This is a genomic window from Aureibaculum flavum, from assembly GCF_016406085.1.
Classification (GTDB): domain Bacteria; phylum Bacteroidota; class Bacteroidia; order Flavobacteriales; family Flavobacteriaceae; genus Aureibaculum; species Aureibaculum flavum.
This window is the reverse complement of sequence record NZ_JAEHFJ010000009.1, coordinates 148,328-161,684: the sequence shown is the minus strand read 5'-3', so window position 1 is coordinate 161,684 and position 13,357 is coordinate 148,328. Positions and strand designations below refer to the sequence as shown.

11 protein-coding genes are annotated in these 13,357 nt (G+C 29.4%); all 11 read left to right on the top strand.

Going from position 1 to position 13,357, the window contains the following annotated elements; translation table 11 throughout:
- The first annotated feature begins 178 nt into the window (after positions 1-178).
- The 11 genes from JBL43_RS16525 to JBL43_RS16475 all read left to right on the top strand — a co-directional run bounded on the left by JBL43_RS16525 (position 179) and on the right by JBL43_RS16475 (position 13,334).
- Positions 179-2,818 carry a T9SS type A sorting domain-containing protein gene (locus tag JBL43_RS16525; protein WP_198842510.1) on the top strand — a complete coding sequence of 880 codons (2,640 nt, stop codon included), beginning with the start codon at positions 179-181 and terminating at the stop codon, positions 2,816-2,818.
- Positions 2,819-3,121: 303 nt separating this feature from the next.
- A complete protein-coding gene (locus JBL43_RS16520; RefSeq protein WP_198842509.1) occupies positions 3,122-3,850 on the top strand; it encodes a hypothetical protein in 729 nt (242 codons plus the stop codon).
- 47 nt (positions 3,851-3,897) lie between these two features.
- Positions 3,898-4,626 (top strand): lysozyme inhibitor LprI family protein, encoded by a 729-nt coding sequence (locus JBL43_RS16515; protein WP_198842508.1) that lies wholly within the window; start codon positions 3,898-3,900, stop codon positions 4,624-4,626.
- Positions 4,627-4,839: 213 nt separating this feature from the next.
- The gene (locus tag JBL43_RS16510) at positions 4,840-5,571 is read left to right on the top strand and encodes a hypothetical protein (RefSeq protein ID WP_198842507.1); all 732 of its coding nucleotides are present in this window, start codon (positions 4,840-4,842) and stop codon (positions 5,569-5,571) included.
- Between the two features lie 117 nt (positions 5,572-5,688).
- Complete coding sequence (locus tag JBL43_RS16505) at positions 5,689-6,321, top strand: hypothetical protein (RefSeq protein WP_198842506.1); 633 nt, start codon at positions 5,689-5,691, stop codon at positions 6,319-6,321.
- Between the two features lie 3 nt (positions 6,322-6,324).
- On the top strand, positions 6,325-6,861 hold the full coding sequence (locus JBL43_RS16500; RefSeq protein ID WP_198842505.1) for a hypothetical protein: 537 nt from the start codon (positions 6,325-6,327) through the stop codon (positions 6,859-6,861).
- A 9-nt stretch (positions 6,862-6,870) separates the two neighbouring features.
- Positions 6,871-8,100: a hypothetical protein gene (locus JBL43_RS16495; protein ID WP_198842504.1), complete on the top strand. Its 1,230-nt coding sequence runs from the start codon at positions 6,871-6,873 to the stop codon at positions 8,098-8,100.
- Positions 8,101-8,119: 19 nt separating this feature from the next.
- Complete coding sequence (locus JBL43_RS16490) at positions 8,120-9,082, top strand: SH3 domain-containing protein (RefSeq protein WP_198842503.1); 963 nt, start codon at positions 8,120-8,122, stop codon at positions 9,080-9,082.
- Between the two features lies 1 nt (position 9,083).
- Complete coding sequence (locus JBL43_RS16485) at positions 9,084-10,217, top strand: hypothetical protein (RefSeq protein WP_198842502.1); 1,134 nt, start codon at positions 9,084-9,086, stop codon at positions 10,215-10,217.
- 277 nt (positions 10,218-10,494) lie between these two features.
- On the top strand, positions 10,495-10,986 hold the full coding sequence (locus tag JBL43_RS16480; RefSeq protein WP_198842501.1) for a hypothetical protein: 492 nt from the start codon (positions 10,495-10,497) through the stop codon (positions 10,984-10,986).
- Positions 10,987-10,997: 11 nt separating this feature from the next.
- Positions 10,998-13,334, top strand: coding sequence for a YARHG domain-containing protein (locus JBL43_RS16475; protein ID WP_198842500.1), 2,337 nt, complete (start codon positions 10,998-11,000; stop codon positions 13,332-13,334).
- Positions 13,335-13,357 lie beyond the last annotated feature (23 nt).

Sequence of the window (13,357 nt, the reverse complement as noted above, 5' to 3'; positions counted from 1 at the left end):
GATATTCTATTCAAATAGATGCATTAATACCTTTCCAATTTTATTAATCACTGCCATATCACTTCAAATATATTATAAGGCAGTTCAAATATGGATTGACATCCATCGAAACAACATCTTCAAATTAAATGTAACTTTTTCTGATGTATTTTTGAGCTAATTAATAATTAGCAATAAAATGAAAACAGCCGTTCTATTATTTTTCAGTCTATTTACCTTCTCAATATATGCTCAATCTGATTTAAAAACACTTGAAGTGCCTCAGAATGAGATTAATTTTAAGCATATTATAAAAAAAAGTAACAGTAAAAATTATAATACCATACTTAATGACATTAATAATTTTTATGTTTTAAAACCAGAATTAAAGGAAAAAGACCAGAAAAAATTTAGTAGATGGCAGCAATTTATGGAAAATAGATTGGATGCTAATGGCGACATTGTAAATGTAAATGCAAAAACACGTGATGCCTTTTTTAAACAGCAAAGCGAAATAAAAAAAACGTTAAATACTACAAATACCGATAAAAAGTCGGCTAGTTTATCATGGACAAACATTTCACATGAAGTCTCTAAATATAGAGGTCGTGTAGATTGTTTTACTGTTGATCCAGCGAACTCAGAAATTATATATGCGGGAGCCAATACTGGTGGTGTATGGAAAACCGTAAATGGTGGCGATAGTTGGGTACCATTGACAGATGCCCTACCAGCGTTAGGTGTGGCTAGTATTGTTATTGATCCAAACTCACCTACAAATAACAGGAGATTGTTTGTTTTTGTTGGTGATGGTGGTTGGGGCACGCAATATCACACCAGTGGTGTTTTTGTGTCCAATGATGGTGGTAATTCATGGCAAATGACAGGCTTACAATTTGATGAAACAGATGTGTATTCAAGTGCAAGAAAACTGATTATGGATCCTACAAATTCTAATATTCTATATGCGATGCTTTGGAAAGATATCTACAAAACGGTAGATGCCGGACAAACATGGACCCGCATTAATCTGGACAATAAATTGTATTCTTATGGTTTTTATGATTTAGAAATAAGTCCAGCGGATCACAATACACTTTATGTGATAGAAGATGAAGCTATTTTTCATAGATCGACAGATGGTGGAGCAACTTGGTCTAAGACTAATATTCCTGGTACTTCAACCAGAGGTGTTGCCATTAACATTGCTGTTACACCTGCTAACCCAAATGCCGTTTATTTTTTGGGTATGGATACCAATACTACCGATGATTTAAAATTTCACGGCATCTATAAATCTATTGATAATGGAGCTTCTTTTAACCTACTTACAGACAAACGTCCTTTGTCTTCAGTTACAGGAAACGTAGACGGATCATTTTTTAACCAACGGTATGGCATTGCACAAATTGCAGTATCACCAACCGATGAAAACACACTTTTTATTGGTAGTCTGAGAACGTTTAAATATGACAAAAATACGGCAACCCTAATTAATGTAGATAGTCAAATAAATCATGTAGACATACGTCAGTTAGGTTTTTTTGGTAATAGACTTTTTAATGGAAACGATGGTGGACTTGACATTACAGATGATTTAGGCAATACTTGGAAAGATATAGCTAGTAATATGCTTATTAAACAAATTTACAGTTTAACTACAAAACCAAATAGTTCAAATCAAATAATTATTGGTACTCAAGACAATGGAGCTTCAATAGTTCAAAACGGTTTAGAGGAGCGAATTGGAGGTGGAGATGTCTTTATTATTGCACCTTCAAAAGTATTTGAACGTACATATTTAATGTCAGGTAATTTATTTTATATTTATGAAACCAACCCGATTGCGTATAAGAATTTCCAAAGAATGGAATCGGGTTCAATGCCTTTTTCGGTAATTGATTCTTATATAGAAAATGGAAATAATATAGACCATGTTGTAGTCAGTGATGCTAAAAATATAAAAAGAGCATATATAAATCAATCTTATGAAATTGACTTTCAGAATTTAACTAATGATAACTTTGATTATTATTGGAAATATTTTGCAACATCAGAAGTAAATACCGATGTTTTTTATGGGCTTGGAAGAAATAATAAAATGATAAAATCGGTAAATTTAAATGCCGCTAATCCAGACTTCATAGATATATCGGCATCAATGCCCACTGTCACCAATGATTTTGATGCCTTGGAGGTTAGCAACATTAATCAAGATCATATTTGGATTGGTGCCAGTGGTTATACCGCTAACGAAAAAATGTACTATTCAGAAAATGGTGGACAATCTTGGTTAAACATATCAACTGGCTTACCAAACACACCTGTAAATTGCATGGTAACACAAATTAGTGATGGGCGTGAAATTATTTATGCGGGTACAGATGTTGGTGTTTATTTTTATATCAATGGAGAAAGCCAAAACTGGTCGCCATATTATGTGGGTTCATTACCAGGTGTTCTTATTAACTCCTTAGATTTTAATAAAAAAGATAACATTTTAACCGCAGGTACCTGGGGAAGAGGCATCTGGCAAATAGCAGCTGACGGCACAACCCTCAGCGTAGATTCTATAGAACCACAAGAAGAACTTAGCCTAATTGCTTATCCAAATCCAGTAACTGATATAATTCAATTAAAGACAAATTTTTCATCAGGTAATGACATAATCATTTCTATTTACGATGTAACTTCAAGATTAGTGTATTCAAGAAAGCTTACAAATACTCAAATTAACGAACCTGTTTCCATTGACATGACTCATTTTAATGCCGGTACTTACATACTTCATTATAACAATTTAGACAGTAAAAAGATATTGAAAATAATAAAGAACTGATTGGATATTTTTTGAAACTGGCTAGCTTTGAATGAAATCAAAAGCATTTATGATAGTTAACAGAAATGAACAAAATTTCATGTATCCCTTTAATGCTTCTGATTGCCATACCAAAATTTTCAGTAATTGAGAAAGCCTCTATTAAGATGCTACTATATCCTTCAATAGCTTGGTGGTTTTAAAATTTCAAAATTCAAATCTATAGTCTCATATTCCAAATATACATTAGAACACTTCGAATTCACATTAGCTCCTTTTAGTTCGCAGTTACAAAGTTATTTTTGAAGTATCAAAAAAAGAACGATGACAAACATTTTTAGAAAAATATTAGGACTTGGCCCTTCAAAGCCAACTAACGTAAGACCTCAGCAATCAAAAACAACCGTAAAACCAGTTAAAGACACAAAAGAAAAACTTTCGGACTTAAATATATATCCATCCTTAGTCTCGGGAGAGACTACTGAATTTGATATGAATGACGAAATTGCCGCTGTCTTTCATGAGCGAGAGACTATTTATGCCAATATCTACACTACCTATGTATTATTAGATGATATTAATTTAGACGAAGAAGGTGATTCACAACTACTCCATATTAAAACAGCGACTAAAGATGAAGATTATTATAATATGCTTGCAAAAAAAGGAGCACAAAACTTAGACAATAGAGCTGCTAATTTTGAGTTTTGGAATCCTATAGATGAGAAATTACCATATCAAGTATTATCTTCTAAACTTTCTTTTTTTGCTTCAGAAAGTATCCTTAGTAAAAAGCATATGCTAGAAGCTCATAAAATGCTAGACTGCGATGAATTGATGGTATCAATACCTAGAAAAGGACTCATTTTTATAGCTGACAATAATTTAGAAACAGAGCATAAAAAGAACTTTATGAATATGCACGCGTATTTGATTCATGACAACAAATATAATTTAGAGATTTTATGTGAAGATATTTTTATGGTGAAAGCTGGTGAAATTGAAGGAGTACTAGAAATAAACCAACTTTCTGATTTACTGAGAAATAAATAGTTAATTTTTGAGTTTTAAGTAAGCTGTTATGCCGAAAATATAAAATTATGAAAAAAATACTATCGTTTCTAATTCTAATTATAAGTATAAATTGTTTTTCTCAAACTCAGGGAGAAATGAACAAAGATGCTCATGACTCATACAACAAATCAGATAAGATATTAAATGATATTTATAAGATGATCTTATCAAAATATGATAAAGACACACTTTTTATTCAGAATCTAAAAAAATCACAACGTATTTGGATTCAATTTCGAGATGCTGAAATGGCAATGAAATACCCTGAATATCCAAACCGTTTAAATGGTTCAGTACACCCCATGTGCACAGCAATTCACCTTAAAAGACTTACTGATAACCGCATTACAACCTTAAAAAAATGGCTGGCAGGCTCGGAAGAAGGAGATCTTTGTAATGGTTCCGTAAAAATGGTTGAGGAAATAGATACGGAATTTATGGAGAAAGCACATATTGATAAAATGGGCTCTGTATTAGGGTTATCAAATATGAAAAAAGACCATCGTATTTTTGGTTATAAAGAGATGAGTATCTATTCTGAAAAAATGATACTAATATCAATTTTTACAGACGAAGTAAAACATAATATTTTCGATTGCAAATACGGTGCATATTACGATATGAGTTCTATTAAAGACTTTAAAATAAAATATAAATCAACCAATGGTGCGTTTTTAAAAATGGAAATAATAAAAGACGGAGCCATAATAGATGAAATTTATATGGAAAAAAAGTGGTTTATTTTTGATGAATAACATCAAGTTTTTTGCCTTAATTTTGGACTTCATCGTTTTATATTACTCACCATTTTTCATCTTTAAAACATCACTTCACAGATGTAATTAAAAGTTTCAAATATGTATTGAAAACTATCGAATCAACATTAGCCCGTTTAACTTTAAGCATCGCTATATATATTTGATCTATATAACAGAGCTAACTCTTATTAGCTCTTAAAATAACATCAAATGCACAAAGTTTTATATATCGCTTATCTACTCCTTATTTGTAACAGTTATACTTTTAGTCAAGTAGAAGAAAATTATTCTGATGAATTACTATCTTCTTCATTTAAATTATATCATGAAGCAGATATGTACTTGGCCAATTACATGTATTCATTCATTAAAAAAAGATTTATTGATCACCTAAAAGATACTACTAGTTTTTCAAACCCATATGATAGTTTATCAAAACACGTAAGTATTGGACGTTCTTCTGATGGTTTAATGAAAACATATTCTTGGAGCGAAAGAGATTTTGGTTGCTGTCATGGAACAGAAACCTACGCTCAGTTTAAAACAAGTTCAGGCTCGATAAAATTTATTGACCTAGATGAACAGCCAGAAGGATATGAAGAAGTGTTTATTACGGGTTTGCAATTGATAAAAATTAAGAAAAAATCATATTACCTTATTTTTGGTAATGGCACCTGTTGCGGCGGAACACATTATAGTACTGCTAGAGTTTATGAAATAAAAGAGGATACGTTGCACAAAAGCGATTCTCTTTTCAATACCAAATCTGAGTTATATATTGGAGCAAATAGGTCACAAACCATAGCGTTAACATATGATTCTGAAAAAAAAATATTATCCTATAATAGTTACGCTTACCTTGATGATACTGGATTTTACGCGAATATGAAAACCGTGATACAGTTGAAATTAACAGATAATGGATTTCAGAAAATTGAATAAGTAATCCATTAAATTTTCCGTAGCATGACAATACGTATCTCTTAAAAAAATAAAAAACAGATGCATCGAATCAATAACAATAAGCAATTTAAAATTGACTAAACGCGTTAAACACTTATGAAAAAAGCCTATTACGTATTATTTCTTGTTCTGTTTTGTACCTATGCTGCTGCACAAGAGGAAAAAGTGCTGATCAATGGTCATCATTTTAAATTTGTGCAAACAGTCGTTAATGATACATTACAAGCTGATTTTATAGAAATTTACAAAAGTAATAAGAAAATAATAACGCATACCCACTCCCATTTTGATGGAGATTGCAGTAGTGAAAATATTGAATTAGGAACTTATCAAATTAAAGAGAATACTATTTTTTTTTATACCTATTGGGCAAGCGGAGATAGAATGAATAAAAACATTTATCCTTATGGATTTAGAAAACAAACCTATAAAGTTGCCAATAATGGAAAAGTGACGCTAAGAAGTTCAATTATTTATGTGAAAGACTATGTAGACGCCTATGCTGAACACAAAGGAATGCAATTTCTAGATACAGTAACAAATAGTGCTAATGATCAGAAACTATTAAATGATTATGTGTCTAAAGTAGAAGAAATGTATTCTAGTAAATTCGTTTTTGGTAAACAGAAAGAAACATTAGAAAAAGAAGTTAGAACGCTATTAAAAAATGAAATTAAAGAAAATACTGGGTACTGGAAAGAAGTTTATGGAGATAATTGTAATAAATAAATCATGAATAAAAATCTATTCAAACTAAAGCATAAATTATCTCTACTTGCGTTAATTAGCCTTCTGATGGTTATGGTTTCATTTAAAGGGACGGATAGCACTGAAAAAAAGCACAAACCTCAAGGCACATCAATAACGGAGAAATTTATTACAGAGCTTAAAAATGGTAAACCTTTAGCTTCTTTTTTTGCAGATGGATGGATATTAATTTATCACGAAGACAACAGATGTACGGGTTCTACAGATGGGCAACTTACAAAGTTAAAAAATAACCAAATAGATAAGGTACTAACACTTAAGGTACATACTGACGGGGATGGATGGGGATGCGATAAACAAGAGCCAAAAAATTATGATTTCAGTTTTAGTCTAAAAAAACTAGTTAAAGAATGGAATCGGTTTGTAAATGCCAATTATGAAAATCAAGAAGAAAATTCAGTTACTATACTAGGCGGTGGCGAATCTGATTATATCGAGTTATTCTATAATGCGAATAACCTCATTGTTAAGATGAAATATAGCAGTGAAGATCCAGGATAAAAACAAAATATGAAAACATCAATTCAACTCACAATTATATTTATCGCTTTATCACTATATGCTAATGCTATGACTTCAAACGTCATTATGTATCAACAAACAGATACAACTGTTATCAATGTAAATACTGAATATTACGTAAGTGCCAAATCTGGTTTAAACTATAGAGACACGCCAAATGGAGCAATTTTAGGAAAGTTTCTGTTAAACAAACAACTCAAGGTAGTACACAAATCCAATGTTTTTGATCAAATAACCGATGGTAATAAAACGATACAGGGTGAATGGTTAGGTGTTGCAAAAGAATTAGATACAGTTTATGTATTCAGTACATTTTTATCTTCACATCTTACCCAATCAGAGTTAAAAATTTATTACGCTAGTCCTTATTTTGTAGATAACAATAGAGCTCGACAGAGTTTTATTAATATGTCAGAAAGCTATCAAGATTACAGTTATGATGATGAAACTCCAACTATTTTATATCAAAAAGACATCGGTAAGGATACCATTCCATTTGATAAAAAACAAAGATTAAAATTCTTAAAAAAATTAAAAATTTCAGAATTAGATACAGTATTTATTTTCAATTTAAATTTAGATAGTATCATTAAGTATAAAGTTAAAAACTTACCATTGATTGCTTGTGTAAACATCTATGATTCAGGTGGCACTGGTGATGATTTATCGGAATTTCAATATGAATTCGGGTTTAACTTAGGAAAAACATATACTATTGAAGGTGAAAATTTTGTGTCTATAGGTAAAGAAAACCCCTTTCAAACAGGTAAAATAAAACCCATACTTTGGCAACCTATGGAGGTTGAAGATTTTCCTATAAAATTCGACATTAAAATCGTAGAAAAAGACAGAAGGTCTTGGTTTGATTATGCTTTACCAAAAGAAACTTACAAATTCACTAGTAACAATTACGATTATTACATTCAAAATTTGAAAGATGATGATGTTGACCATTCTCGCTATCTAGTGGCCATAAATTCAACTACAGGTGAAGTGATTTTTAATGATCTATTTATATCTTCTGAAGGCACATATCTTGTGCCTTTAAGTATTAAAGGTGAAAAACCAGAATGGGGTACACAATGGACAGGTGAAATTTTCAAAAACAAACCTTCAATACTTTATGGTTTCACATCTGCTAGTTTTGGATGTCCAAGTATTCGGTTTTTAAATAAAACACAGTCTACCATTTGGATACTTTGTGATAATAGACATTAACCCAACAATAAAAAACAACATGAAAACTACATTAACCTTACTTTTTACATTTGTTGTAAGCTTATCTTTTGCACAAGAGCAATTCTTTGTAAACGCAGTTAATGGCTTATCTTGTAGAGTAAAACCTGATGCAGATTCAGAAAAAGTAGGTAAACTACCTTATGGAACTATTGTAGAATTAGTTACAACTACTTTAGTAAAACTATCAATAACTGAAAACAAAGAAATTATAGAAGGAAACTGGGTCAAAGTAAAATATGATGACTTTCCATTTATTGTCTCTACAAATGGTGTTACAGGCTTTTCAAAAGAAGTATATGTCTTTAATGGATATTTAGAACCTTTAAATAAGGCTACTATTGAAATTGAAACTATTTCTGAAAATGAATTTAAGGCGTACCATGCTAAAAGTATTCAAAATAAATCAGACCGATATGAGGTTACTGATAACGCAAAAATTAAATCATTACTATTAAATAAGGCCACTTGGACACCTTTAGATGATCTAAATGAATACCTCATACTAGATGCTTTAAAATTAGACAATGGTCAATACTTAAAAATAAATCAAGAAAGTAATGATTATAGTGTTATTGCATATTATCCCTCAGAAGAAATTCTACTTTTTGAAGGCGGACATACAAGTGATTATTCCATTTCTATAAAAACAGGTGAAACCTTAACCACTGTTGGTAATCCAGAATATATCATTAAATCCGCTTATGATGACCTTCAACTAAATGGACACTTCCCTGGACAAGAATGTAGTAATTACTTTTTTCAAGAAATTAAAGATGGCAGCTTCATGTACCTCACAAATTTTGGTTGGGGCTCGGTTAATGGTGATGACGTTTGCAATTTTAAAAAATTTTTATGGATTAAAAAAAAACAATTTGTGTATAGTTACTTAGCTTATTCTAAAGATCATGACGATGGAATTTTAAAATATAAAAAAGGTAGCATTATTAAAAATGAAAAGTAAAATGAAGTATTTTAAAAATCACCTTTCAACTGAAACATACTGTTTTATAATAAAAACTAGTTTATTTCTAAACATACTGCTTGCACCCTATTTCTGTCTGGCACAAGAAAAATCTCATGAGCATCATACTGGAACACCTCCAAAACATGAGGAAACAGCTATGGATGCTTCCAAAATAAAAACAGAAATAGTAGATAGCACTTTTGTTATTGCAGAAAACCCACAGAAAAGTTACCGTGGTATCTATAAAGAAAACAAACCCTATAATGGATATTTTAAATCAAAAAATAGTGATGCTTCTTTGGTAGATTTTTATAAAAACGGTATTAAAACCATACAATACTCATACGATCTACTTAAGAATTTTCAAGATCTGCAGAACAACATCAATCAAGAAAGTGATAAGGAAGTTTTAGACATTAAAACTACCTTTAAAAATCGAAAAATAGTAAATGGTGAACTTAAAGAAAAATATAAAAACATTTACATCTCAAGAAAATTTACAAATGGTAAATTATTGGCGGTAGATACGGATATATTATCGATGCGTGACATTAAAAGACTACACATAAAAATAGCCAATGAAAAACTTATTTTTTCATATATTACTGATAGTATATCCAAAGTAGAAGTAACACGAAACAATAATGAGACTATAATTAACCTTATAGCCCACGATACAAATTTGGCTAGTTACTACTTTAGTAATTATAATCTTAAAAAACTGAAACCAAATAGTATTCTTAAATTTTTCCAAATAAACCAACAAACGTATTGCCTTGCAATGGATAAGGAAAAGCAATGTTTAAACTATAATGACAATATGTCTATAATTGGTAATTTTATGTTTTACAGTTCCACTTTTGTGTCAAAAAATAATACAATTGAATTGTTAAATCAGTTTTTAGAAAATTTAAAATATCCCTTTAAAGTAACTCAAGACGAGCCTTTCTTGACAGGTCAACTAACAACCAATAAAAAAGGAACTATTGAAAAAGGTATTTATTGGGATAAAGATATAAATAACAAAGAACGCTATAGAGTTTACAAAAACAACGCGGTTGTAAAAGAAGAAAAAAACAGTATCGAAGATTTTCAAACCACTTTTGAAGTATTTCTTAAAAACCAAAAATAAAATTAACACAAATATTGATTGAGGTTCCATAAATATACATTGCTATCTTAAAATTAAACCATGCTGTTTTACTTTTGAAAGAATAGAATTAGTTAGGGTATATTATTCAAATATGAAACGAGCCATTTATAAAACTCAAGCACGCCTGTAAAATGAAAGCATATAATAATCGTATTGTGCATGGCGACTTAATCTTTTATATTTATACTATCAACGATAAAAAAACAGAAGTTACTTTAATAACTAAATAATATATAAAAGCGATATATCTCAAAATATGAAAATTTATAAACTCATTATAATAGTAATAATTTTATTTAATTACGGAAATGCTCAAGCTCAAAAAATTTGGGTTGGGGACTTAATAACAGAAAACTTAGAAGAATTTCATAGTGGGAAATATACTGAAGTGGAAGGAGCAATTACTATCGACAACTATGAAGAGAATAACTTGGAAGTACTGAAAAATTTAGAAAAATGTACAGGCGATGTAAACATCAGTAATAATGAAAAACTAATATCCTTACAAGGTCTTGAAAACTTACAATTTGTAGGTGGTAAATTTTCAATTATTAAAAATCCTGATTTGTATAATTACTGTGCACTCCAGAAAACATTAGTTAAAGAAGGTATTAGAGGTGAAGAAATTTCTAAAGACATATACGACAAATGGAATACCGAAGATAATGGATTTAACCCTTCTTTAATGAACTTACAAAACGAAAATTGCTCTACCCCTAATTTGAAGGATTTGTGCTTCTCTTGTTAAAACATTTTGTAATGAAAAATAAACTCATAAAAATAGCCATACTTTTAGTAATTACAATCAATTTAAATGCACAAACTTCTAAAGTATGGAAAGGTGATTTACATACTAAAGATTTTGATACTTTTTTACAAGGAAAATATACTCAAATAGATGGTGATCTTAATGTTTTTAAATCAGATCTTGAAAATTTAGTACAACTTAAGTTCTTAAAAACGGTAAATGGGTCCGTATCTATTTCTCAAAATCCAATGCTATCCAGTCTAGAAGGACTCAATAATCTTTCTGGAAACATACCGCTTGGGTTACAGGTATACAAGAACAAAAGACTACAAGATATCTCTCAATTATCAAGAATCACTTCTGTAGGAAACCATCTCTCCATTAGTTCAAATTTATCACTTCAAAATTTAGAAGGCTTACATAATATTAAGACCGTAAAGAATGGATATTTATCGGTTAGAAGCAATACTTATCTTAAAAATTTAAAAGGATTGCGAAAGATTAAAAATGTTGGTAAAGAGGTTCAAATAACAACAAACCCTTTAATTGAAGACCTTAAGGGATTAGAACAACTAACAACTATCGGAGCGTTTTTATTTATAAAAGAAAATGAAAAGCTTCAAAATTTAAAAGGGTTAAAGTCTTTAAAGAGCATAGGAGAAGATTTTGAAATTGAAAAAAACAGTGAATTAACAAATTTAAATGGAGTAGAAAAACTTATTACTGTAAAAGGAGATTTAATTATAAGTAAAAACCCATTATTATATGACGTTAATGGGGTAAACAATATAAAAGATAGTATAAAAAGTATTTATATTTTTGAGAATATTGCGTTAAAACAGATTACAGGTTTAAATAAAATTACTGCTATAAAGAAGTCTATTGTTCTTTCAAGAAACCACCTAAATGAAGTAACTGGTTTTAATAGTATTGTAAATATAAGTGAATCACTTAGTTTAAGTTGTAACCATTTAACTACAATGAATGGGTTTAAGAACCTTATATCAATAAATAAATTTGGAATTGGAAGCGAAATTAAGTCCATTGATTTTTCGAATTCATTTAAAAAACTTACCGATGTTAAAGGTTTTTTTCTTTTTACAAATGAAACTTTAGAAAGTTTTAAAGGTCCTAATAGTATAATTAAATTAGATAAGATTTTAATACAAAAAAATGAAAAACTGGTATCTTTTTCTGGCTTTGACAAACTTAAAACTATAGATGATATAAATTTCAACGACAATCCTCAATTAAAATCAATAAATGGATTTAACAGCTTGGAATCTGTAGGCAATTTTAATATTAAACATAACTCTGAATTACAAAGTATCAAAGGGTTCAATTCATTACGTTATATAAAAGATTTGGATGTTGATGAAAACAGTATGTTATCAAATTTAAACGGATTTAAAACTTTAGAAAGTGTAGATGAAATATACCTTAGAAAAAACGATTCACTATCAGATTTAACTGGATTTGAAAATTTACAGAAGGTAAATAAAGCATTAGATATTCATAATAATTCAAGTTTAAAATCATTAAACGGTTTAGAAAATTTAATTTTTATAGGCAAAGGAATAGACATAACTGGAAATAAAAAACTTATAAATTATAATGCATTACAAAATGTGCTAATTGAATCAAAATCAAATAAAGAATTATATCTAGATGATAACGGGTATAATCCTAATAAAAACATGCTACTTATTCATATAAAACTTGATACCAAATTAATACCAGAAACGTATTTAAAACCAATGAGTAAATGGAAGCTAGCTCTTTTACGCAATGAAATTTTTGCTAGAAAAGGCTTTGCATTTGGTAATGGAGCGTTGGAAGATTATTTTACCGATCAAGGTTGGTATCAACCAAATAATAATGTGGAGATTGTTTTAAACAAAATTGAAGAAGAAAATGTTAAACTTATAAAAAAGTATGAAAAAATGCATATCGATTTTGCCGAAAAGGCTGTACTAGCTTTAAAAAAACAATACGAATACGATTTGAATTTTTCAAGTGATTATAAAAATTACTATGCGTCTTTAAAAAGATTTATTAAGGACATTAACATTAATACTTTAAAAAAATCAAATAAACTCAATTTCTCCAAAAATTATGATTTTGATAAAAACGTATTTGGAATTGAACGAGAAAATGATGATGAATTAGATAAAATTTTTATTGATTTTGATAATAGTAATAATACCTTCAATATAATTATTAATGATAATTATTTAGAGGAAAATGAGTATGAGCATTGGATGTCCAATAAGGTTATTTATTTTGAATTTATGATAAAAAACAATTCGAATATAGAATTTGTAAAGGCATACAATGATTATAATTAAAAATAACTAGTTTAAAAATGTAA

Coding starts and splice junctions, on each gene's coding strand:
- JBL43_RS16525 (WP_198842510.1), top strand. CDS start 179: ATGAAAACAGCCGTTCTATTATTTTTCAGTCTATTTACCTTCTCAATA.
- JBL43_RS16520 (WP_198842509.1), top strand. CDS start 3,122: ATGACAAACATTTTTAGAAAAATATTAGGACTTGGCCCTTCAAAGCCA.
- JBL43_RS16515 (WP_198842508.1), top strand. CDS start 3,898: ATGAAAAAAATACTATCGTTTCTAATTCTAATTATAAGTATAAATTGT.
- JBL43_RS16510 (WP_198842507.1), top strand. CDS start 4,840: ATGCACAAAGTTTTATATATCGCTTATCTACTCCTTATTTGTAACAGT.
- JBL43_RS16505 (WP_198842506.1), top strand. CDS start 5,689: ATGAAAAAAGCCTATTACGTATTATTTCTTGTTCTGTTTTGTACCTAT.
- JBL43_RS16500 (WP_198842505.1), top strand. CDS start 6,325: ATGAATAAAAATCTATTCAAACTAAAGCATAAATTATCTCTACTTGCG.
- JBL43_RS16495 (WP_198842504.1), top strand. CDS start 6,871: ATGAAAACATCAATTCAACTCACAATTATATTTATCGCTTTATCACTA.
- JBL43_RS16490 (WP_198842503.1), top strand. CDS start 8,120: ATGAAAACTACATTAACCTTACTTTTTACATTTGTTGTAAGCTTATCT.
- JBL43_RS16485 (WP_198842502.1), top strand. CDS start 9,084: ATGAAGTATTTTAAAAATCACCTTTCAACTGAAACATACTGTTTTATA.
- JBL43_RS16480 (WP_198842501.1), top strand. CDS start 10,495: ATGAAAATTTATAAACTCATTATAATAGTAATAATTTTATTTAATTAC.
- JBL43_RS16475 (WP_198842500.1), top strand. CDS start 10,998: ATGAAAAATAAACTCATAAAAATAGCCATACTTTTAGTAATTACAATC.